At 35.7% G+C, this 24,371-nt stretch carries 18 protein-coding genes; 10 read left to right on the top strand and 8 right to left on the bottom strand.

The annotated features are described in order from the left end of the window. Positions 1 to 260: 260 nt before the first annotated feature. Together trpB and arfB are read left to right on the top strand one after the other, a co-directional pair. On the top strand, positions 261 to 1,463 hold the full coding sequence (gene trpB, locus GQR60_RS02785) for a tryptophan synthase subunit beta (protein ID WP_124991469.1): 1,203 nt from the start codon (positions 261 to 263) through the stop codon (positions 1,461 to 1,463). A gap of 154 nt (positions 1,464 to 1,617) precedes the next feature. Beyond that, a complete protein-coding gene (arfB, locus tag GQR60_RS02780) occupies positions 1,618 to 2,034 on the top strand; it encodes an alternative ribosome rescue aminoacyl-tRNA hydrolase ArfB (protein WP_124991468.1) in 417 nt (138 codons plus the stop codon). Positions 2,035 to 2,093: 59 nt separating this feature from the next. Here arfB and GQR60_RS02775 read toward each other — a convergent pair whose 3' ends face one another. The 5 genes from GQR60_RS02775 to GQR60_RS02755 all read right to left on the bottom strand — a co-directional run bounded on the left by GQR60_RS02775 (position 2,094) and on the right by GQR60_RS02755 (position 8,590). After that, positions 2,094 to 3,698 (bottom strand): fumarate hydratase, encoded by a 1,605-nt coding sequence (locus tag GQR60_RS02775; RefSeq protein WP_124991467.1) that lies wholly within the window; start codon positions 3,696 to 3,698, stop codon positions 2,094 to 2,096. 183 nt (positions 3,699 to 3,881) lie between these two features. Further along, on the bottom strand, positions 3,882 to 6,194 hold the full coding sequence (gene gshAB / locus GQR60_RS02770; RefSeq protein ID WP_124991466.1) for a bifunctional glutamate--cysteine ligase GshA/glutathione synthetase GshB: 2,313 nt from the start codon (positions 6,192 to 6,194) through the stop codon (positions 3,882 to 3,884). A 3-nt stretch (positions 6,195 to 6,197) separates the two neighbouring features. Further along, complete coding sequence (locus GQR60_RS02765; RefSeq protein ID WP_124991465.1) at positions 6,198 to 7,550, bottom strand: MATE family efflux transporter; 1,353 nt, start codon at positions 7,548 to 7,550, stop codon at positions 6,198 to 6,200. Between the two features lie 75 nt (positions 7,551 to 7,625). After that, complete coding sequence (locus tag GQR60_RS02760; RefSeq protein WP_124991464.1) at positions 7,626 to 8,075, bottom strand: MarR family winged helix-turn-helix transcriptional regulator; 450 nt, start codon at positions 8,073 to 8,075, stop codon at positions 7,626 to 7,628. A gap of 116 nt (positions 8,076 to 8,191) precedes the next feature. Further along, positions 8,192 to 8,590: a DoxX family protein gene (locus tag GQR60_RS02755; RefSeq protein ID WP_124991463.1), complete on the bottom strand. Its 399-nt coding sequence runs from the start codon at positions 8,588 to 8,590 to the stop codon at positions 8,192 to 8,194. Between the two features lie 121 nt (positions 8,591 to 8,711). Between GQR60_RS02755 and GQR60_RS02750 the strand changes: the two genes are divergently transcribed. The 5 genes from GQR60_RS02750 (at position 8,712) to GQR60_RS02730 (ending at position 16,894) form a co-directional block, all read left to right on the top strand. After that, positions 8,712 to 10,628: a RecQ family ATP-dependent DNA helicase gene (locus GQR60_RS02750; protein ID WP_124991462.1), complete on the top strand. Its 1,917-nt coding sequence runs from the start codon at positions 8,712 to 8,714 to the stop codon at positions 10,626 to 10,628. 158 nt (positions 10,629 to 10,786) lie between these two features. Continuing rightward, entirely contained in the window at positions 10,787 to 12,097 is a 1,311-nt protein-coding gene (locus tag GQR60_RS02745; RefSeq protein ID WP_124991461.1) for an MFS transporter, read from the top strand. 195 nt (positions 12,098 to 12,292) lie between these two features. Further along, entirely contained in the window at positions 12,293 to 15,415 is a 3,123-nt protein-coding gene (locus GQR60_RS02740; protein ID WP_124991460.1) for a glycoside hydrolase family 2 TIM barrel-domain containing protein, read from the top strand. A 424-nt stretch (positions 15,416 to 15,839) separates the two neighbouring features. Then, a complete protein-coding gene (locus GQR60_RS02735) occupies positions 15,840 to 16,193 on the top strand; it encodes an acyltransferase family protein (protein ID WP_124991459.1) in 354 nt (117 codons plus the stop codon). 128 nt (positions 16,194 to 16,321) lie between these two features. Then, positions 16,322 to 16,894, top strand: coding sequence for a hypothetical protein (locus GQR60_RS02730; protein ID WP_124991458.1), 573 nt, complete (start codon positions 16,322 to 16,324; stop codon positions 16,892 to 16,894). Between the two features lie 92 nt (positions 16,895 to 16,986). Here the strand turns inward: GQR60_RS02730 and GQR60_RS02725 are convergent, their stop codons facing one another. Beyond that, positions 16,987 to 17,769 carry a hypothetical protein gene (locus GQR60_RS02725; protein WP_124991457.1) on the bottom strand — a complete coding sequence of 261 codons (783 nt, stop codon included), beginning with the start codon at positions 17,767 to 17,769 and terminating at the stop codon, positions 16,987 to 16,989. Between the two features lie 215 nt (positions 17,770 to 17,984). Here GQR60_RS02725 and GQR60_RS02720 point away from each other — a divergent pair, with 215 nt between their 5' ends. Together GQR60_RS02720 and GQR60_RS02715 are read left to right on the top strand one after the other, a co-directional pair. Further along, a complete protein-coding gene (locus GQR60_RS02720; RefSeq protein ID WP_191991582.1) occupies positions 17,985 to 18,839 on the top strand; it encodes a GNAT family N-acetyltransferase in 855 nt (284 codons plus the stop codon). A 73-nt stretch (positions 18,840 to 18,912) separates the two neighbouring features. Continuing rightward, a complete protein-coding gene (locus tag GQR60_RS02715) occupies positions 18,913 to 19,449 on the top strand; it encodes a hypothetical protein (protein ID WP_124991456.1) in 537 nt (178 codons plus the stop codon). Between the two features lie 1,310 nt (positions 19,450 to 20,759). Here the strand turns inward: GQR60_RS02715 and GQR60_RS02710 are convergent. Together GQR60_RS02710 and GQR60_RS02705 are read right to left on the bottom strand one after the other, a co-directional pair. Then, the gene (locus GQR60_RS02710; protein WP_124991455.1) at positions 20,760 to 21,497 is read right to left on the bottom strand and encodes a DUF6261 family protein; all 738 of its coding nucleotides are present in this window, start codon (positions 21,495 to 21,497) and stop codon (positions 20,760 to 20,762) included. Positions 21,498 to 21,682: 185 nt separating this feature from the next. Continuing rightward, a complete protein-coding gene (locus GQR60_RS02705) occupies positions 21,683 to 21,895 on the bottom strand; it encodes a hypothetical protein (protein WP_124991454.1) in 213 nt (70 codons plus the stop codon). A 663-nt stretch (positions 21,896 to 22,558) separates the two neighbouring features. On the opposite strand from GQR60_RS02705, the gene GQR60_RS02700 reads away from it, so the two are divergent. Then, complete coding sequence (locus GQR60_RS02700; protein ID WP_124991453.1) at positions 22,559 to 24,340, top strand: DUF6119 family protein; 1,782 nt, start codon at positions 22,559 to 22,561, stop codon at positions 24,338 to 24,340. Positions 24,341 to 24,371: the final 31 nt, after the last annotated feature.

Below are 24,371 nucleotides of genomic sequence, written 5' to 3'. Positions count from 1 at the left end.
ATATCCCGTACGAATCAAATGGACTAATTTTTCTATCTTTGTTTTTGTCTTTTAATTTTGGCAATTTCTTATCGGGGTGCGAGTAATCTATAATCTTTTCCAATAGTATTCCCGGCTGGAGATGAAAAGAAATTGAACGACACAAATAATAACCGGACTCTGGAGATACATCTTTATGGATCCGGTTATTTTATTTTAAACTGAAAACCACACGCAATTAAAAATAAATAGAACTATCATTAACCAAAATATTTACCAATATGTCAACGAATTATTTCAAAGCCTATCCTGACGAAAAAGGAAATTTCGGCCAATACGGAGGAAGCTATATTCCTGAAGTTTTAGAAGAAGAGATGAAGAAAATTAACGAGGCTTACTATTCAATTAGTAAATCTCACGAATTTATCTCAGAACTAAGAAGCATACGTAAGCACTTCCAGGGTCGTCCCACTCCTGTTTATTTCTGTAACCGCCTATCCAATAAATATGGTGGACGAATTTATCTGAAACGCGAAGATCTAAATCATACAGGAGCGCATAAATTAAACCATTGCATGGGTGAAGCTCTTTTAGCCAAATACATGGGCAAAAAAAAGCTGATTGCTGAAACCGGTGCCGGCCAACATGGAGTTGCATTAGCCACTGCTGCCGCCTATTTTGGATTGGAATGTGAAATTCACATGGGGGAAGTCGATATTGCCAAGGAACATCCAAATGTAGTGAGAATGAAAATTCTTGGAGCAACAGTTGTACCGGTAACTCATGGACTAAAGACATTAAAAGAAGCAGTTGATTCTGCTTTTATGGCTTACCTTAAAGATCCGGTTAATACAATTTATTGCATTGGATCTGTCGTAGGACCGCATCCATTTCCTATGATGGTTCGCGAATTTCAACGCGTAGTTGGAATTGAAGCAAGAGATCAATTTCAAGAAATGACCGGAGAACTGCCGGATAATATTGTTGCTTGTGTTGGTGGAGGAAGTAATGCAATGGGAATTTTCTCGGCCTTTTTAGAAGATGATGAGTGTAAATTGCATGGCGTAGAGCCTGCCGGACGTTCTTTTGATAAAGGAGAACATGCAGCAACTCTAACTTTTGGCAAGCCAGGAGTAATACACGGATTCAAATGTTATCTTCTTCAGGATGAAAATGGCGAGCCTGATCCTGTATATTCTGTTGCCAGCGGATTGGATTATCCTGGTGTCGGACCTGAACATTCTATGCTTAAAGATCTGAACAAAGCTGAATATCATTCTATTACAGACAAAGAATGTATTGATGCTTTTTATGAATTGAGTAGAGAGGAAGGAATAATTCCTGCACTGGAAAGTGCACATGCTGTGGCGTATGCATTGAAACTGGCAAAAGCAAATCCGAAACAATCTATTTTGGTAAACCTAAGTGGCAGAGGTGATAAGGATATCGACTTTATTGTTGATACTTACGGATTGCCCGAATAAATTACCATAAATAAATTTGTACCATAAAATCAAATGTCACTTTTCGAAGTGGCATTTTTTTATCCCTCATAATTGCTTTTAGTAAATTAATTAACTGAGAACATTAGAATTTAGTTTGTTCAGATTTATTTTTTTGACTTATATTTGCCATACTATGGAAACTAAATTTAAATTCACGAAAGATTTAACGAAAGAAATGGAATTCATTACTTCGAGGAGTAGTGGTCCGGGCGGGCAAAATGTGAACAAAGTTAATTCTAAAGTTGAACTTCGGTTTTCTGTTTTCGAGTCAGAAATACTGACGAAAAAAGAAAAGGAAATCATCTTTCTAAAATTATATCATCATATCAATAATCTGGGTATACTATCGGTAACTGCTCAAACAGAACGTTCTCAGGTTCAAAATAAAGAAATAGCAATCCAAAAGTTTTATCAATGGATTGAAATTGCTTTAACTCCTGTAAAACCTAGAAAAAAAACCAGACCAACAAGAGCTTCGAAAGAGAAAAGATTAGAAGAGAAACAGGCTCTTGCACAAAAAAAAGAAAGCAGAAAAAAGCCTGAATTATAGAGATATTAAAAAAGGGTGATCCAATGGATCACCCTATATTTTTGTTTGAGAACTTCAATTTACATGTTTGCAAAGAAGTCGTTTCCTTTATCATCAACAATAATAAATGCTGGGAAATTTTCCACACGGATTTTACGAACTGCTTCCATTCCTAATTCTGGAAAATCGATCACCTCGATAGATTTAATACTGTTCTTCGCCAATACTGCTGCAGGGCCACCAATTGATCCTAAGTAGAATCCTCCGTTTGCTTTGCAGGCATCAGTTACAGATTTGTAACGGTTCCCTTTGGCCACCATTACCATAGAACCACCAACCTTCTGAAAAAGATCAACATAAGAATCCATACGTCCTGCAGTTGTCGGACCAAAACTTCCTGAAGGCATTCCTTTTGGAGTTTTTGCGGGTCCGGCGTAATATACAGGATGATTCTTGAAATACTCCGGCATTTCTTTTCCTTCCTCCAACATTTGTTTGATTTGCGCATGAGCTATGTCACGGGCAACAATCAAAGTTCCTGTTAAACTTAATCTTGTTTTAATTGGATATTTGGTCAATTCTTTCAATATATCTGCCATTGGCTGATCCAAATTGATTTCAACAGCCTCTTTCAAATGCGGAGCTTCTTTTGGCAAATACTGAAATGGATTTCTTTCCAATTCTTCCAAATAGATTCCTTCCTCGGTAATTTTAGCTTTCACATTACGATCGGCACTGCAACTTACACCCAAACCAACCGGACAAGAAGCTGCGTGACGAGGCAAACGAATTACTTTTACATCGTGAACAAAATATTTACCCCCGAACTGAGCTCCAATTTCACTCTTTTGGCAAATCTCTTCTATTTTTTTCTCCCATTCCAAATCGCGGAATGCCTGACCACCTTCGTTACCTTCGGTTGGCAAATGATCGTAATATCCGGCAGAAGCCTTCTTCACCGTAGCCAAAGTTGCTTCGGCCGAAGTGCCGCCAATTACCAATGCCAGATGATACGGAGGACAAGCTGAAGTTCCTAAATCACGAAGTTTATTTGTTATAAAAGTGGTTAAGTTCTTTTCGTTTAAAAGAGCTTTGGTTTCCTGATAAAGAAAAGTTTTGTTTCCTGATCCGCCGCCTTTGGTTACAAATAAAAATTCGTAAGTATTCCCTTTGTTTGCGTAAATATCAATTTGAGCAGGAAGGTTGTTTCCAGAATTTTTTTCTTCAAACATCGAGAAAGGAACAACCTGAGAGTATCTCAGATTTCTTTCCTGATAAGTATCGTAAACTCCTTTAGAAAGGTGCTCAGCATCATCTGCTCCGGTATAAACATCTTCCCCTTTTTTTGCTACAACAATTGCAGTACCTGTATCCTGACAAGTAGGCAATTCTCCTTCAGCAGCAACCACCTGATTCAACAACATCGTGTGAGCAACAAAACGATCATTATCTGATGCTTCATTATCCTGAAGAATTGTCTTCAATTTATTTAAATGAGCAGGACGCAGGTAAAAAGATACATCTGAAAATGCTTCTTTCGAAAGAATTTCAAGTCCTTTCGGATCTACTTTTAAAATTTTTCTTCCATCAACTTCAACAGTTGAAACGTAATCTGTTGTTAGCAAACGATACTTGGTAGTATCCTTTGTTATCGGAAATGGTTTCTGATAATGAAAATCGGACATGATATAATATTTTAAATTTTGTATTTACAAGTCAAACGACAATAATCAAAAATGAATATTTTCGCCTTAATTAAAGTCATAGACAAATATAAGATAAATTGCAGTTTGAGGCTCTGGAAATTAGCTATTCTATAACATTGTCCTGCAACATAAACTCAATAATTTCAATTCTTTCAGATGGCATCAAAATCCCAATGAATCCAAAATTTTCTCATTCAGCTGTCTGTTTTTACCTATGTAAGGATAACAGTGAATGTGGATTGCCGGATTAAAATTCATTTCAATTATGGCATAATTGTCTTTTGCTGCCGGCTGATTCACATCCTCAATCATCATATCCAAACCTGTAATCTGAACACCAAGAGCTTTTGACGACTCTATTGCTATATCTTTGTATGACTGATGAATATCGTCCGTATAATCAATACTATCGCCACCGGTACTTATGTTTGAATTCTCCCGCAGGTAAACTACCTGATCTTTTTTAGGAACACTCTTGAAACATAAACCCTGTTCTTTTAAGAACATTTCTTCAGCCTCTTCCAACCGAATTTTTTCAAGCGGTGTCCGATATCCTTTTCCTCGCAAAGGATCCTGATTTTTGATTTCGACCAACTCGCGAATGTTTTTTTCACCATCTCCTTTTACGTTGGCCGGAACTCTGTGCAAAATACCACACACCTTACCGTTTATTACAAAGAATCGGAATTCCCTACCCGAAATAAACTCTTCAATAAGGATACTTCCATCGTGTTCAAAAGCAATATCAACAGCTCTTTTGTAAACCTCCTCGTCTTTATTTTCTTTTAAAATGGTAATTCCTAAGCCAAAATTTGTCGATTTAGGTTTTACTACAATCCCTTTTCCTTCAAACAAATCAAAATCAGAACGTGCTTGTCTGGCATCCTGATAATCTAATCCGGCAGGAACCCTAATTCCACCTTTTTCAAGAATTTTCTTCGTTACCAGCTTATTCTCCATCATTAAAACGCTTGAATAGTTATCTAATGATGTTCGGGTAGCCTGCATTACATATTCCGTTTTATCTCCCTGGCTTAAACTGATGAAATTTTCGCATCGGTCCAATATAGTAAACTCCACTCCTCTTCGTAAAGCGGCCTTCATAAGTAATTGAGAAGACAATTCCAGATCTTCGAATCCATGAAAGCGAAAACTACTCATCTCACTTTCTTCCTTGTACTGCTTAGCTTTGTTCAAATGGAAATTAATAAAGCCCTCCTCTACAATTCGTTGTTTTACTTTAAATGAAGTTCGCTGATCAGGATTTTCAATAAAATTTGAAATCTCGGCAAGAGATCCCTGATAATCAGAATCATTAATTAAATCGGCTGTTCTTGCAAAATCAGTAATGTCAGAAAATAATTCGTTCAACATCTTTTTTGCACAAGTTTCCTGTCCATCAAAATTCATAAGCATTAGCTCGGAATTCAAACCATGACATGCAACCAAATCCTGATTATTGGCAGCCACCTTTTGGACGGCTTCATTGTACTTATCATTTTCGGCGGTGAATAAGCAATACAACAGAAATAAATGTGTGAAATACAATCTATTTTTAGATACTCCCGATTTTTCAAAGGGATCTAAATCCAGAATACGTACTTCCAGATGTGATATTTTTTTGCTCTTTTCATCGAATTTTAACCGAATAGGAAGATAAAGCTCCTCTCCTGCCAATATTTTACCAGTTTGAATCAAGTTAGACACAGACTTTTTATAATCCTCCAGGCTGTTAAAATCGACATAAAACTCTTCTATATTTCTATATCCCATGGAACTGTTTCGAATCGAAATCGCATTTCCACAGCTCATGAAACTCTTTTTTCCTGTTTTTAACGATTTCATTTTAAAAGAAGGATCAGAAATCGGGCTTTCGCCAAATAACCAGATCAGCATCCATCGGTACCGCATAAAATTCCGAACCATTTTTAAGTAAACAGACTCACGAAAGCTTTCCAAATCGCTGTTGCAATGATTCGCCTTTTTCAACTTTCGCTCTAACCTGTCTGATAAAGAAAAATTAAAGTGAATCCCGGAAAGCATCTGTCTTTCCTTCCCATATCGGTTGGCCAATTCCTCTCTGTATTTCTCTTTATGAATTCCTTTCTCTCCGAATTTAGCAATTGGTATCTCTTCTTCCTGAGGCAATAAAGGAGGTAAGCTTTGCGGCCAAAGTAATTCATCGGTTAAATTTTCAGAAATTACATCCTGCAAAGTCTCTAAAAAACCATGAACTTCAGCAATACTATGCAAAGGAGGTGTTATCATCTCCACCTGACTTTCCGAAAAATCAGTTGTAATAAAAGGATTCTGAAATTTATCACCCAAAATTCCCGGATGTGGTGTCGTAGCCATCTTACCCGTGTAATCGACTCTCACATTTTCCTTTTCAATGCCAAATTTACCGTTCTTCAAGCTCTCACGAATCCCTTCTAACCGAAGCGCTTCGTTGATATTATTAATAAGATGATCCATATATCAGAATTTACCAAATGTATTATTTTTAAAATATGTTCGTAATAAAAAGTAAAGAACAATGCCTTTTAATATGCTGCTTCCAGTGATGCTCCACCAAACTCCATTTAAACTTAAGACCGTATAAAAACCAAGAAAATAAGCCCCAGGCAGTCGTAATGAAGTAAATATTACACTTACAGCAGCTGATATTTTAGTTTTTCCAAGACCATTAAAAACACCGGCACTAATCATTTCCAAACACATAAATAACTGCGATGCTGCCAATATCATTAAATAGTCCTTACCCATTGCTATACTTTCTGCCTCAGGCACAAAAATGGAAAATAATGTTTTAGGGAAAATCAAGAAAATCATTGTAGTTACAGCTCCTACGGCCAGGGATAATCGCAAACCCGCTTTATGAATATTAGGAACCTCGGTAATATTTTTTGCCCCGTAACTATGCCCAACCATAATAGTTACAGCTTGCATAATTCCTCCAACAATCATAAATGTAATCGACTCAATTTGAACACCAATTTTCTGAACAGCTATCGCATTTGGTCCCCAATCTGCAATAATTCTGGCAAGAAAAATGTATATCACCGAAAAAGAAATTCGCTGCACCGCAGCAGGCATTCCAACCTCAAATAAACTTTTTAATTTAGTTGCATAAGGCAACAAGCCTTTGAAATAAATGGTGTCAAATTTTTGATAGACAAAATTGAAATACATCAGGCTGCATGTTCTACCAATTATTGTCGCTATTGCTGCTCCTTCAACTCCCAGATTAAATACAAAAATCAATAATGGATCAAGTACAATATTCACCAAAGTTCCAATAACACTGGCCTTAAAGGAGATTTTTGTTTTACCATGAGCATTAAAAATACTGATAAACAAAAGGTTCACAAAACTGATAATAATTCCAAAGGAACTTATCACCAAATATGAAACGGCCATTTCATTAACATGAACATCTTTCATTTGAAAAAAAACAATGAATTGTTCCGGAATGGCTAAAAATACAGAAGTAAATAGAATGGCAATACCACCAATTCCCCATAATCCAGCGGTTGAATATCTTCCTGCCACATTCATATTTTCGGCACCCACCGAATGTGCGATTTTTATATTTGCACCTACTGTTACAATCGAAGCCATTGCCCAACCCAGCTGTAGAAAGAAACCTGCAGAACCAACTGCTGCCACAGCTCCACTTCCCAAATATCCCACCCAAATCATATCGGTAAGATTATAGGTCATGTGCAAAAGAAACGAGCCGATAATCGGAAAAGCAAGCTTTAGCAGCTTTTTCCCAACTTCGGAATATTTTTGTTCTCTTCTAAGTAAACTGGTGATGAATTTTAACATCTACTAAACTTCATGTGTGAGTGCAAACGGATATGAATCAAAAACGGATGTGATTTTAGCAAGATAACACATGCTCTATTTAAGCATTTGATTAATTAATATTTCCAATTCATTTTTCAAACACATTGCTTTCTCAACACTGCAGTTAAGTGATTTTGCCATTTCCAAGGGAATATTTTTAGCTTCTTCTTTTAGGTTTTTTCCTTTTTCTGAAAGATAAATGCGAACCTTTCTTTCATCTTGGCAACACTTTGTTCTTTTAATAAAAGAAAGCTGTTCCATTCGTTTCAAAAGCGGCGTTAATGTATTGGTATTCAAATACAATTTGCATCCAATTTCGTTAACACCAATCCCGTCTTTCTCCCATAAAACCAAAAAAACCAAATACTGAGGATAGGTAATCCCAAGCTGATCAAGATAAGGCTGATATTGTCTTGTCATGAGCCGCGAGGCCGCATATATAGTAAAGCATAATTGATTCTCAAGTTTGAGAGGATTGAACTCTTTGTTAGCTAAATTGTCCATATTTCTTATTTATGTCGCTTGCGATGCAAATTAACGAAATTGTCTGTTAAGATCAAAAAATATAAGCTTGTATGTCTGAATATACAAGCTTATATTTTTTGATTCACCAATTTAGTTTATTCTTTCCAAAATCCATTTTGCTTAATTAGTTTATATTTGCCTGATCCTAAAAACATTACAGCAAGCCCTCCAAATAAATACATTGCATTTAATTCAATTGCCAAGCCTCCGTATTCATTCAAATGAAAAATACCATCGGGGTAAGCTGCTGGTATAGATACCAACATCGTCAGGGCAATTATCAAACCTGAAACTCTTGTGTATGTGCCTAATAATAAAAGAAGTGGTGCAATTAACTCTCCCAGATAAACTCCGTATGAAAGCATTTCGGGCAAACCTGTTTTAACAATCAAGAATTTCACTCCGCCAATACCATCCAATAATTTCTGCACTCCATGAAACAACATCAAACCACCAACTGATAGTCGTAAAATTAGTTTTCCTAAATTTTCCATAAATGTATTTTTATTTGATTAATTTCGATATTCATTACAAATCTATGAGCTTTTATCCATGATATAAATGCACAATTTGTGTGTATTCATGTACTTTTTTTTCAATATACAATTGCAGAATATGTTACACAATCTTTTACAAGACAATTTTGGATTTTCTGATTTTAAACCAGGACAAAAAGAGGTTATTTCTACCATACTGGAAGGAAAATCAGCAATAGCTATTTTCCCAACCGGATCGGGGAAATCTCTTTGTTACCAACTTCCCGCTCTCCAACTTCCGGAACTTACAGTGGTGGTTTCCCCTTTATTGGCTTTAATAAAAGATCAAATAGATTTTCTGCAATCGAAAAATATATCTGCAGTCCGAATCGATTCATCTCTCTTGAAAGAGGAAGAACAGGATATCATGAATGGCATCCGTGCCAAACAACACAAAATTTTAATGATATCAGTCGAGCGTTTTAAAAATGAACGCTTTCGCAGATTTCTGAAAGACATTTCAATCTCCTTACTGGTAATTGATGAAGCTCATTGTATCTCAGAATGGGGTCACAATTTCAGACCGGATTATTTAAAACTGCCAGATTATCGTGATGCTTTTCGTGCCAAACAAGTGCTTTTGCTTACCGCAACTGCAACTCCCAAGGTTATTGAAGACATGACTAAAAAGTTTGCCATTGCCAAAGAGAACGTAACAGTTACAGGATTTTACCGATCAAACTTAGATGTAAACGTTGTTCCGGTTATTCAATCTGAAAAAAACAATAAATTACTTTCATTACTGCTTCCCCGAAAAAATGAATGTGGAATTGTGTATGTAACACAGCAAAAAACAGCAGAGGTGGTTGCAGGTATATTATCCTCTAAAGGAATAACGGTCAAAGCATATCATGCAGGATTGAAAAGTGAAGACCGTGAAGAAATCCAAAATCAATTTATGGCAGATCAAGTAAATTGTGTGGTTGCAACAATTGCTTTTGGAATGGGAATCGATAAATCGAACATTCGTTATGTAATTCATTACGATCTTCCAAAATCGACAGAAAATTATTCTCAGGAAATTGGACGGGCAGGCCGCGATGGTAAAAAATCAGATTGTATTGTTTTGGCAAATCATGACAATGTGAATGTGCTTGAGAATTTCATATTTGGAGATACTCCTGCCCTATCAGGCATAAAAGAAATTCTCAGCCGTATAAAAAAGGCTAAAACAAGCTGGGAAGTCAAGTTAAATACACTTCCTGCACATAGTAACATACGTATTCTTCCAATCAAAACCCTACTGGTTTACATGGAGATACGAGGAATTATAAAACCTCAGTACAGTTACTTTGCAGACTATCGGTTTAGCCTAAACAATGATGAAAAAAGTATCGTGGAAAAGTTCCAAGGAGAACGAAAGAAATTTATTCAGGCAATTTTCGATCATTCTGAAAAAGCCAGAAAATGGATCACAGTAAACTTCGACACCATCTGCCAAAATTATTCGACAGATAGAAATAGAATTGTTTCTGCTTTGGAATATTTTGATTCGAAGGAATTAATCAATTTGGAAGCAAAACTAATGGTAGATGTTTTTGCCGTAACAAATCCGGATTTTGATATCGATACTGTGGCGCAAGAACTTTACGACAGTTTTAAAAAGAAAGAAGCAGTTGAAGTCAACAGAATTCGGGAAATGCTAAGTCTGTTCGAATCGGAAACCTGCATCAGTAAAAATATGGCCAACTATTTTGGAGAATATCCCGAATGGGAAAAATGCGGGCACTGCTCGGTATGCAATTCCGGTTCTGTGAAAATTGCAAAATCACACCAGCTAAAAAGTCTGCCTGAGTATAATTATATGGAATTGTGCGAAACTGCCATCAATAAGTTTGGTGATCTGTTAACTGATGAATTGCTCGCAAAATTTTTATGCGGCATAAACACGCCCATTTTCACCCGTTTAAAATTGAAACAGGAAAAACACTTTGCTTATTTGGAAAATTATCGATTTGGTGATGTTCTGGAATGGGTAACATCAAACAACAAATAAAAGATTAAAAGGTATTTACATATATCACTGAAACATTTAATATTATTTTAAATTAGATCACATAAGATATAAATTCAAAATGCTTATTTTTACAGCCTCATAAAAGTATTCTCTACTATCAGAAAGAATACATACTATATCTATTTAAATTTATTGGTTTGAAAAGAAATCCGAACTTCCCGTTTGCTCCGGCAAAAATCCCGTTTTTTTACGGATGGATTTGTATGATTGCAGGTACCATTGGTATAATCAGTAGTATTCCCGGGCAAACAATGGGCGTTTCGGTATTTACCAATTACTTAATCGATTCGTTGAAATTAAGTCGTGATGCATTGAGTTCAGCCTATTTGATAGGTACTGTGGCAAGTTCTCTTTTCTTAACATATGCAGGTAAAATTTACGATAAATTTGGTGCCCGCTTCACAGCAATGATCGCTGCCTTAGGATTAGCCGTAACATTAATACTATTTTCCTATTCTGATCTTTTATCAGGGTCGTTATCAAACTTTGTCAGCATCGAGTTCTCAACAGCTTCATTTATTCTGATCTCTCTATTGTTTTTCTTCTTACGCTTCTCGGGACAAGGAGTACTAACCTTGGCCTCACGAAACCTGATCATGAAATGGTTCGACCAGCGAAGAGGATTGGCAAATAGTCTTTCCAGTGCGATTCAATCTTTTGGATTTGCCGTATCTCCACTTTTTATAGCACTGCTTATTACCCGCTTTAACTGGAGTATTACCTACCAGATTTTGGCAGTACTTACTTTTCTGTTTGTTATTTTCGCATTTATCTTTTACCGGGATAATCCTGAAGAATGTGGTTTAATTCCTGATGGAAAAATTATTGAGCCAAAACACAAAAGCAATCCTACATTTCAAACTAAAAAACAATATACTCTAAAAGAAGCACGAAACACATGGGTATTTTGGCTGTTTACTTTTGGCTTAAGTTTTAATGCATTTTTCATTACCGGTTTTACCTTTAATGTCATATCTATCTTCGAATCATGTGGATATTCGGAACAAAAAGCTTTAAGTGTATTTGTTCCTGCTTCCATCATTTCTATTGTTTCTGCAATTTTAGGTAATCTTCTAAGTGATTACATAAAAATGCAAAAGCTTCTGATTATTTTTCTACTTGGATGTTTGTTATCAAGTTTAGGGATTGCAATTTTAGGATCTGAAATTGGCTACTATGTATTAATACTGGGAAATGGTATTATGGGCGGCCTGTATTCAGTTTTAGTAGCAATTACCTGGCCTCGCTTTTACGGGCGAAAACATTTGGGTGCGATTAGCGGATTATCAATGTCCTTAGTTGTATTTTCAAGTGCAATGGCACCCCTTTTCTTCAGTAGAATATTCACATTAACCGGAAGCTATAGCATAGCAGGATACGCTGGAGTCACCTATGCTATTATTTTACTGATTTTCTCAATTAAAGCGAGAAATCCTCAATTGCAGTAAAAGCAGATACAAAACTAAATACAAATGGTATTTAATAATCAGTCTCTGGTGTTTTAGCGTCTTTATTATTTTGTTTATCCTGACGTTTTTAATAAATTCGGAACGGCTTACTTTTGCGTACTTACCAGCCACCACAGGTAAGTATTGGAAGCTATCATATTCCTATTTAGTTGATCATCTAAAAAACCAAAAGAAATGAAACATTTCATTGCCATCATTTGGCTTGTACTCTTATGCCAAAGCTCATTTAGTCAGAACGATTGGGAAAACCCACATGTATTTCAGAAGAACAGAGAAAAGGCACATGCTACTTTTTCCCCATACTCTTCCATAGAGAAGGCTTTAGCCGCTGATCCTTCAAAAGAGGAAACTATTCAGTGTTTAAATGGAAAATGGAAATTTCAATACAGCAAAAGTGCAGGCAAAAGAAATTTAGAATTTTATCAGGAAGATTTTAACGACAGCGATTGGGATGAAATTTCGGTTCCTGGAAACTGGGAAATGTACAATTATGGATTTGCCAACTATACCAATGCAGCTTATCCGTTTGAACAGAATCCACCATTCATTACTGATTCAATCAATGCTACGGGTTCATACATCTGTTATTTCACACCATCTTCGAATTGGAAAAACAGAGAAACATATATTCAATTTGGATCGGTAAAATCAGGCTTTTATATTTGGATAAATGGTAAAAAAGTTGGTTACAGCCAAGGCTCTAAACTGCCTGCTGAATTCAACATCACTCCTTATTTAAAAGATGGCAAAAATAAACTTGCTGTTCAGGTCTTTAAATTTACTGACGGCAGTTATCTGGAAGATCAGGATTTTTGGAGATTAACCGGCATTCAACGGGATGTAAATTTATATTATCGCCCCAAAACACATATTAATGATTTTTATGCCAAAGCACTCTTGGATGAAAACTATCAGAATGGTGTATTTAGTTTAGATGCTGAAATAGAAAACCATTCAAGAAAAAATACTGGTGTATATCATTTTAAATATACAATTCTGGATCGTGAAGGAAATGAAATTCTGACTGACCAATCTGAATTCAGTATGAAAAATCAGACTAAGAAAATTTCATTTACAGGTGAAATTCCCAATGTGAAAAAATGGTCGGCCGAAGAGCCAAATTTATATACCCTGCTGCTAACTTTAATGAACAAAGAAAATGCAGTAGTAGAAGCCACGTCGATTAAAATTGGTTTTAGAACCAGCGAAATTAAAGGAGGACAATTATTGGTAAATGGAACTCCAATCCTGTTAAAAGGAGTTAACAGACACGAACACAATCCTTATTTTGGACATGTTGTCAACAGAAAAAATATGCTGGACGATATCCGTACCATGAAAAAATTTAATATCAATGCGGTTCGTACCTGTCATTATCCTAATGATCCTCTTTGGTATGAGCTATGCGATGAATATGGAATTTATTTGTATGATGAAGCCAATATTGAATCGCACGGAATGGGTTACGAGCCAAAGAATACTTTAGCAAATAATCCGGAATGGAAATCGGCTCATGTAGAACGAACTTCAAATATGGTGGAAAGAGATAAAAACCACCCTTCGGTAATTGTTTGGAGCATGGGAAACGAAGCCGGAACAGGACCTAATTTTTTGGCTTGTTATAAAAAGATTAATGAAATTGATGGTAACCGGCCCGTACATTACGAACGTGCTGAAAAAATGACCGACGTAAAAGAAAGACATACCGATATTATTGGTGACATGTACCGTCCTATTGAAAGTGTAGAAAAAAGATGGATTGGTACAGATCCGGAACGCCCTTTTATTTGGTGCGAATATTCTCATGCCATGGGAAACAGCAACGGTAACTTTAAGGAGTATTGGGATTTGGTTCGTAAGAACCGACAAATGCAAGGTGGTTTTATTTGGGATTGGATGGATCAGGGAATTGCAAAGTACACTGAAAACGGAGAACGGTTTTGGGCATATGGCGGTCATTTTGAGCCAAAATGGGTGTATAATGACGGTAATTTTTGCTTAAATGGTGTTGTTGATCCTGATTTAACTCCGCATCCCGCTTTGTACGAAGTAAAAAAAGTATATCAAAACATTAATTTTAAAGCAGTTAATCTTTCTGAAGGACTTATTAAAGTTTCAAACGATTATTTCTTCAAAAATTTGAATAGTTACCAAATTCACTGGGAATTACTGGCTAATGGTATTGTTCAAAAGTCTGGAGAATTTACCCCTGCAGGAGTGGCTCCTCAATCTGAAAAAGAATTTAAACTCGATTTGGGTGATTTTAATCAAAGCGAAGGAACAGAATATTTCATCAACCTGTTTGCTTTACAGGCCAAGGAAACAGAACTAATACCATTCGGTCATGTTGTTGCTTCAGAACAATTTGAAGTCAGTGAATTTAAAGCCCCGGAAGATCTTTTGATTTCTGCTGATCTGATTTCAATTCAAGAGAATGCAGATCAGTTAAGCCTTACCGGCAAGGATTTTACAGCTTCATTCTCAAAAAAATCGGGTGCGGTCACTTCCTACAAATTGAATGGATACGAATTAATAGAAGACCAGTTAGTACCGGATTTTTGGCGTGCTCCTACCGATAATGATTTCGGAAACAAAATGCCGGAACGATGTGAAATTTGGAAACAGGCTATGAATGATGCAAATCTTCAGGAATTTACATCGAAACAAATCTCTAAATCGGAAGTTTCTGTTCATGCAAAATTACAACTGCCAAGTATTAAAGGTGCAATAGAACTTTCTTATACAATTTACGGAGATGGTAAAATTAATGTAAACTATAGCTTCGAAGCTAAACAGCAAAAGTTACCGGAAATCCCGCGTATTGGATTACAGTTTAAACTGCCAAAGGAATTTAATAATCTTGCTTATTATGGCCGTGGCCCTCAGGAAAATTATATTGACAGAAATACCGCATCGTTCATTGGATTGTATCAATCGAATGCAGCTGATCAATATTTTCCATACAACCGACCTCAGGAAAACGGACATAAAACAGACGTTCGCTGGTTAAGCCTAACCAATCAATCAGGTTTGGGAATAAAAATAATAGCCGGCAGTGAACCTATTGAATTCAATGCACTGCACTACACTACGTCTGATTTTGATCCGGGAACGGAGAAACTTGGACGCACAACTGCTGATGTAAAAGAGCACAAATTCGTAGAAGTTCACATCGACCACAAAATGATGGGACTTGGCGGTGATAACAGCTGGGGTGCAAAACCACACAATCCATATCTATATTATGCAGATAAAGTATATCATTACAGCTTTACCATTGTACCGGTAATAAAATAATCAACACCGGATTACCAATAACACACAATGCTTAAACTGATTTTAATCGGTTTAAGCATTGTTGTTTAAAGGAGTAAAACAACTAATAAAAACTGGTATTAAAAGCAACTCCTTCTTTTCAAGAGAAAGCTTAATTTTCTTATGGTCTTTCCAGAAGGTAGATTTAAGTCTCTTCATACTTTTTTTAAATTCGGGAAGGTCTTTAATATTATCAACCAATGGGTCTATTTCGAAGAAAAGAAGAAACCAATATTGGTAGTTATTCCCTTTCGAAAACAATTCCAAATGTTCAATCGCTTTTTTTGTATCGCCTTTTTGTGCATAATAAACGGCTAAACTTGCATTTTGCTAGATAGACAATACCATACTAAAATGGAGACGGTTACTTGTAAGCATTGCATTTGGCCTGTATCTTGTTCGTCTGTTGGCATTTGATCTTAAAACACCCAATTACTTACTATCCATTGAATCGAACATCTGGATTTTTGCGGTATTCGGTTTTGCCTGTAAATACCTGAACAAACCAAGTAAAGCACTTAGCTACCTAAGTCAGGCAGCCTATCCTATCTATATTTTACACATGGCATTTATGTTTCTGGCTGCAGTTCTTATTTTGCCTCTTGAGATGCCGGTTTTCGCAAAATTCGTTATGGTTATCGCCTTTACAACGGTAGGATCTTTTTCTCTGTACGAATTGCTTATTAAGAGAATTGGTTTTCTAAGACCATTGTTTGGTCTTAAAACAAGAAGTGTGCTTGAGCTGAGCGTAAAATATTAATATACTGAAAGCAAGAAAGTCCAAATCTCTTCATCATTAAAAAAAATGAGCCTAAATTGCAGTACACATGAATACACTAAGGCATTATTTTTGTGGCAATTAGACTGATAATTTTAAAATTTGTAATGATGAAGAGATGGATGTTTTTTGTATTACTTGGTTTGATGACGGGCTGTTTAGACGATTCGGACTATGTTTACATTCGCGAACACAAGCAGAGCATATTGCTGCTGCAGGTTGACTACACCAGTTACGAATTTGAGCAAGGTACGGAGCTCTTTCTGCATGCTGAATATTCAGATGCTGATACTATTCCTATTGGTGTAGATTACGATCCTCCGGGAGATTTTGGAAATATCAGTTTATTTTATGAACCAGGCCATGAGGTAATTTTTAATGGTTCGATAGTTTGGGATGGAACCGGACATTTAAAATTCCCAAAATGGTTCTATTATCCTTCACAGTTTGCCACTTTGAATACTCCGGTTGAAAAACCTGATGATGATGAATTTCAAATCATTTTTCCGGAAGAGGGACTTGAGTATCCACTTGATTCCATTTGGAATGCAGTTAATCATTTATCAATTGTATCAAGATATCTTAAAAGTGGTAAAAAAATCGGTGTTTTTCGTTACACTCCCAGTGTTGGTGCTGGAGATCCAAACGAATGGGACTGGTATGTAATAATGAATACAAATTAAAGATGAAAACAATTTTAGTTCACGAGTAATTTTGATCACACAAAAGAGGATAAGAAAGCAATCTTATCCTCTTTTATTAATGGCACAATCGTCTATTTTACAGTTTTCTTCAAGGTTCCCAAATAAGTCCAATTCAAATCTCTTGTTTTTACTGCTTCATCTATTTTCATTTGAGTTTCGGCATCAACATTAAATACTTCATTACGGCCATAGGCATCAAAATAATGAAGATAATCTTTAAACATATCAAAAGTCATATGAGTAGTCGGAACTTTACTGCCCGAAGGCATCAGTACTCTTGCCAAAGCCCAATGGCTCATACTTCCGGCTTCTACTCTTTCCTGATGCATTGGAAGAAAAAGATTTATCTCAGCCTTCTCATACTCATCTGTTTTACCTTTGGCAGCCTCCATAAAATTCATTCGCATAACAGTTCCTAAATCCATTTTAAAATTATCGTCCGTGGTCTTAATTACTTTTAAAAACATTCTTTTACTAAGTTCTCTTGATTTCTCACCATTCTGCAATGCTTTCCTTAATTCCTCATCCGACATGGCAGGATAAGCTTTTTTTGCTGCACTCCACACATCTCCATCCGATAAAGCTTTTACCGGATCGTCATAAATAGTCACCGTTACATACTGATAGCCCTGCTCTGTTCCACCAGGTTTTAATGACCATAAATCCCAACCTTTAATTTCTCCGCTTTTAAGGCGTTCAGCATGTATTTTTTCCCAAAAAGTTTCTGTCTCCCAATAATTCGTTTCCTGATCGTTGGGAACTTTCATGAATTCAAAAACCAGAAACCGCTCTTGCTGTGCAATACCTGCACCGCAAAACAATACCATAATAACAAATAGTAGTATTTTTTTCATAACAACCAGTTTTAGGTGAATAAAACTTAAGTTACAGCTTTTTATCACTTTGTACAATAGAAAATAACATCCAATCCTTTAAATAGATATTCATAACAAATCCAAATTAGAAACAACCAAGCCATTTTACCAATTAATTATACTGCACGTTTTGTTTATCAGAGAGCTTTTGATAAATTCGAAATCACACTTCATTTAAAACAAGTTAGCTGATCATGATTACAATAAAATCTTTGGCAGGAATTCGTTTTCCTGAGCTTTTCGAAGCTTTTAGCCAGGCATTTAACGATTATGAAATACAATTAGACAGTGAGGAATTAAAAACCATGCTGCACCGCAGAGGATTCCTTCCCGAACTATCTTTTGGCGCATTTGATGACAATAAATTGGTAGCTTTTACCTGCAATGGAATCGGTTCTTTTAACGGAACTAAAATGGCCTACGATACCGGAACCGGAACTGTCAAAGAATATCGGGGACAAGGATTGGCCGGCAAAATATTCAACTACTCCATTCCATTTTTAAAAGAGGCGGGTATTTTTCAGTACTTGCTGGAGGTATTGCAGCACAATACAAAAGCAATATCAGTATATAAAAAGCTGGGCTTTTGCGTGAGCCGTGAGTTCAACTATTTCGTTCAGAAAAATGAGGACATAAAAGTTGATTCCATGAAATTAAATCCTGCCTATGCTTTTAAGCCAATCGATTTATCGCAAGCCGAAAAACAGAGTTCATTCTGCGACTTCATACCATCCTGGCAAAATAGTTTCGAAGCCATATCAAGAAAACCGGATAATTTTACTCTACTGGGAGTATTTAAGGAAGAGCAACTATTGGCTTATGGTATTTTTGAAGCTAAATCGGGCGACATTACCCAAATTGCTGTTGAACCAATACACAGACGAAAAGGCATTGGCAGCCTGCTTCTTAAAGAAATGGTGAAATTGAATCAACACAACTCCATAAAATGCATCAATGCGGAAATAGAGTGCGGGTCGATTACGGAGTTTCTTAAATCAAACTCAATTTTAGTTAGCGGGAAACAGTTTGAAATGATAATGGAATTGTAAGTCAGCTAAAATCAAAAAAAAATGCTTTGAGACAGGAATAAAATACAACTCTTAACACCCAACAAATTAACCTATGAAAATCAGAATTAAATCTGCAGAAATAACTCTTTTAATCCTCGGCATTTACCAAATTATTGGTGCAATCATGGGATTCTATATAATTGCCGTCTTACTATTCCGAACTGGAACTATTAACGGCCCCTTACTCCTTATCTTATTTATTGCAATAGGACTGTACTTACTTTCACTAAAAGCAGGAACTTTACTATTAAAAAAAGAGTACAGGTCAGGAATAATCGTTTCTATGGTATCGCAGATATTACAACTAGTAAGTATAGCTTTTGGTGGCTACAAGTATTTCTTTGTATCGGGAGCAAAATTTAATGTTGGCTTTAATTTTACAGAAGGTTTTCTTTTCAATTTCGATCTTGGAATAACATCAACATTTACAATCATGTTGAATGTTTCGGATAAAGAGTATTACATCTATTTAAACCTGCTGACTGTATTCCTTTTGTATCTATTCAACGATTTGTATTTGGAAATTACATCGGACAAAGTACAAAATGCTGCAATAGAAGAAAGTATATCTAACATGGAAATCAATTAGTCTCAATAAATATAAACACCCCAATGCGCGATCTGTTTTTTGATTTTTTAGTCCAATTTATTGGAGCCTTTGTTGTTTGGCTTTTTAAAGGTTGTAAAGGAAAACTATCAGATGAAATGGCTGGCCCCTACGATAGCAGCTCTAAAACATGGCGAAATTTCGCGATCACTTTACTCATATTTTTAATAGGCTTTGCAATAGTTTTCAAAATTGGGGTATCGAATAGTGAAGTGGAGAAAAAAACTTATGAGATACATCACAAAAGATAGTGGCTCCTTTGTTCTTCGAACATCTCCCCTTAAAAAAAGAAGAAACCCGCACAAACAAAGTTTTCCCTTCTTGAGGGGATTCCGAAAGCTTTCGCGGAACCAACAGCCGAAGAGATTCCAATCCCAATAATTCCAAACGAAGTGCGAACGCAATACAAAGGACCTCACCCTATCCCTCTCCTTCTGGAGAGGAGAACACAGCTTCCTTATGTATGAAATTTGAATGTGGAATACTCCCTTCTCCTTGAGGAAAAAAAGCCGGAGTTGAGGTGATTTCAAAAAAAAAAAGAAGAAACTCACACAAACAAAGTCTTCCCATCATGAAGAGATCCCGAAAGCTTTCGCGGAGCCGACAGGCGAAAGGATTCCAATCCCAATAATTCCAAACGAAGTGCGAACGCAATACAAAGTACCTCACTCCATCTGGAGAGGAGAATACAGCTTCCCAATGCAGGAAATTTGAATGTGCAATACTCCCTTCTCCTTGAGGAGAAGGGCCGGGGTTGAGGTGATTTCAAAAAAAAAAGAAACCCACACAAACAAAGTCTTCTCATCATGAAGAGATCCCGAAAGCTTTCGCGGAGCCGACAGCCGAAGGGATTCCAATCCCAATAACTCCAAACGAAGTGCAAACGCAATACAAAGAACCTCACTCCTTCTGGAGAGGAGAACACAGCTTCCTTATGTATGAAATTTGAATGTAGAATACTCCCTTCTCCTTGAGGAAAAAGCCGGAGTTGAGGTGATTTCAAAAAAGAACCCCACACAAACAAAATCCTCCCTTCTTGAGGAGATCCCGAAAGCTTTCACGGAGCCGACAGGCGAAGGGATTCCAATCCCAATAATTCCAAACGAAGTGCGAACGCAATACAAAGAACCTCACTCCTTCTGGAGAGGAGAACGCAGCTTCCTTATGTATGAAATTTGAATGTAGAATACTCCCTTCTCCTTGAGGAAAAAAAGCCGGGGTTGAGGTGATTTAAAAAAAATCCCCCTTACAGCTAACCATCTGTAAGGGGGAACATTGCAATGTTAAAAAATCTATTCTGTTTCAGCAAGTTCTTCCGATTTGCGGCGGCCTCTCATATTTTGCGACATTTCCAATTTCAGAATGCTCTCATTAACTTTTTTAATCATAGTATCCAGTTCGCCACCCGAAACCAAACCCGACATAGATTCCATATATTTAAACATCCCATCTAAACTTTCAGTAAGTTCCTTACGAAATAATTTGGTGTCGTTCTCACGTTTCTGATCCGCATTTTTACTGTTTCGTTCATCAAGAATCAAAACAAGCGCATCCAAGGCAATTTGCACATTATCAACAATATCTTTAATTCCCAATTGCTGTATTGCCAATTTTGCTTCCTCTACATTTTCGCAATCGGCTAAAAACATTTTTGCTTTTGCATTTTGTTCCTGCAAACTCTCCTGATGCAAATTGTAGCCATGCGTTTTACTCAAATTGATTAAAACAGCAGCGGCTTTGCGCTTATCCTCATTCGGATGCAGCTCGTAACACAAACAAATGTACTTTAAAGCCCTCCATGCATTGTTAAACTGCTTGTCGGCAAGACCCGCTCCGGCAGTTTCTGTTGTCGTATTCAGTTTATTCAACTGAACCACCAAATTATTCAAACTGGTTTCAACCCGGGTATAAAAACCAGGAATACCAAGCCCTACCCAATCGTACGATTTGGTAATTGCAACTACATCACTTCCCAACGATACAAATTCAGCATTTCTGAATCTACTTATACTAAAACCCTCAATTTTCATTTTCTTATACTTTAAAATTCGATAAAAACCTTCAATTTAATTAGCGAAGACAGTAAATCAATACACAATACTCACTTCGCATTTGTTCCATTGCCCCATTTTTAGGACGATAATGCTCTCGCTCCAAAGCGAAGCAGGTATCAGTATGTCGGAAGTATCTTCGCACCAAGCAGATGACTCCATTTTCATTTCGAAACCCCCTTCGCATTGCTGCGAAACAGCTTTTGGATTAGAAAAAAGGCATTCGCACCAGTAAAAACCACCTTTTTTATGCCAATAATACCTCCGCTCCAAAGCGATAATACTTTTACAATAAAAAAAACGCCTTCGCAGTCTGCAAATGACACTATTATTATGCTCAAAACACCTTCGCTCCAAAGCGAGGACACTATTACCATCGCGAAAACCCTTTAAACATGGGCATTCCTCAATTTAAGCACAATAATATACCCTTCACTGATGATGCTTGCTGGTTTCATCCTCCCCCAACTTCTTCTACACTTCCTTTTTATGAAACTAAATGCCTCGGCCGAGTCATTCTCCTTAACAAAACGGTTTCTAAGTTAGAAAATAATAATTGAACAATATTAATTTTAATACATGTTTTTTTATTGCACACCCCAATTATTATGTCATATTTTTGCAAAAAACCAAGTAAACATGCGCTCTCGGGCAGGATGAAAAAAAAATACATTTGTTTTGTTTTTACAGTTAAACAGATGCCGAACCAACAAATAAGACTTAAAATCGAACCAATAAAACAAACAGCACAAAATTACTGACTAACAACACCATTCTTTCAAAACAAAATAATTGCCCCTTCATCAGAAATAGCGACAAACACTTTGTGCAAGTGCAAGCGGCCACTTAACCTGAAAACAATTATTAGGACTGATTCTAATAAACAAAAACACTTGTACTTTTATTTTTATGCTTACCTTGGGGATCGCATAAGGAAAAGCGTTGGAATTATATAATCCATTATTTCATTTTGAAAGTTGATTAACGATAGAGAATAAAAACGTATTGATTTTATAATCCTTTAATTAAATCAAATAAATATGTCAGAAAACTTACAAGTAGGCATTTATCGCCTCAAAAATGAAATAGTTGAAATAGATAAAAAAAATCTACCTAAAAAACAGACGGTTGATATCACTTATTTGACTAAACTATTCCGTGAGAAAAAATACAAATCGCAAATAGTTCAACCAAACCTATCTGACATTTTTGAAATTCATTTATTTTTTAAAAGAACACCCTCAAAAATTAGATGGAAAGATTTTATAAGTAAAATTGCTGATTCAAATCAAGATATCTTAAAACATAAAGGCACTAATAATGAAAACTACATTCTCCTTCTCCGCAATATAAAAAGCGATATTGTATATGCAACAACAGGTGGCTTTGGGCATACAGCTCTTCAAAGTGTTGCGGAAAGTGATTTTGGAATAGAAATTCTATCAAGAATAGTTAAAGCAGAAGATAAAACTTTGCGTTCCACTAAAGAAAAAAATTTAACAGGAGGTATACTTGGAGAAGTTAAATTTTTCAGAAATGAATATAATTTAAATGAAAATGAAAGTTTCGGAAACTTTTACCAAGAACTACATTCTTCTTTAAATCGAAAACTTTTAATTAAAATTTTTGGTTTTAGTCAGCAAGAGATTGACTCTGAATGCCTTTGTGTTGCAAAAAATTCTTTCAGTATTAAGAAATCGATTTCCTTCAATCAATTGATATCAATCATTGAAAGGTGTGAAAACCTTATAGATACAGTGGATCCGATTGTGGAAATCAATGCTGTTAAAAAACTGAACAAAACTGAAAAAGTATTAATTTCAAAACTCGAAAAAAAGATAAGTAAGTCCATCTTAGAAAAGTACCAAAACAAACAAAGTGAAATAAGTATTGAGTTATGTCATAAAGACTTTGATAAATACCTTCATGCAGATACTTGCTTTTTAAAGTACAAACTCAATAATAAAGAACTAGGAAAGGAGTTTGAAAAACCTTTACAAAACATCCAAACAATACTCGATGATATTAAATCTCATGATTCAAATTTATCAAAAGACAGATTGAACACTCTTATTTCAAGAGCACATATAGAATGTAAAACAAATGATGGAGATTTACTTACATCCGACTTGTTAAGCAATCATTTTTATACAGAAATTTATCATCAAAACAAAAGTTACTTTTTAGCAGATAAAGAATGGTATGAGATTAAAGACAGTTTTACGAAAAAACTAAATGAACAATGTCAGTCATTTATTAATGATAATAGATTTAATAAAGCACTGGAAAAATGGAATTACTCCTTAGAAAAAGAGAATGATTTCAATGCAAAACACATTGGAAAACAAAATTTTTTAGTATTTGACAAAATCACTCCTGAAAATATAGAAGCGTGTGATATATTACATTGGGATAGTTCAAATATCTATTTAATTCATGTAAAAGCAGGTTTTGATAATTCTATGAGGGACTTAAGTCATCAAATACATATTGCGGCAAGAAGAATCAAAGAAGATTCAAAAGACGGCTATTCTTTTTTAACTAAAATGTATAATAGCCTTAAAAATACTAAGGGAAAGTCAACATATATGTTGAATGCTAAAAATCAATTAAATAAAATAACAGAAAAAGAATTTATCCATCTTTTCAAAAAAAGAAAACTAATTTTTGTTTTAGCTGTATTAGATACTGCCACAACTAAAAGAGATTTTAAAAACATTAAAAAATATGATTCTAACATTGCTAAATTTTCTCTTCATGAGCTTGTTAAAAACATGAGAAGCTTAGCAATTGATTTTAGAATTACCGAAATTTCCAAATAACATAGTCATATTTCAGTAAAAAATATAAACA

This window comes from Labilibaculum euxinicum (assembly GCF_009795715.1).
Lineage (GTDB): Bacteria > Bacteroidota > Bacteroidia > Bacteroidales > Marinifilaceae > Labilibaculum > Labilibaculum euxinus.
The sequence above is the reverse complement of the archived record's forward strand: the minus strand, read 5'-3'. Positions and strand labels throughout refer to the sequence as shown.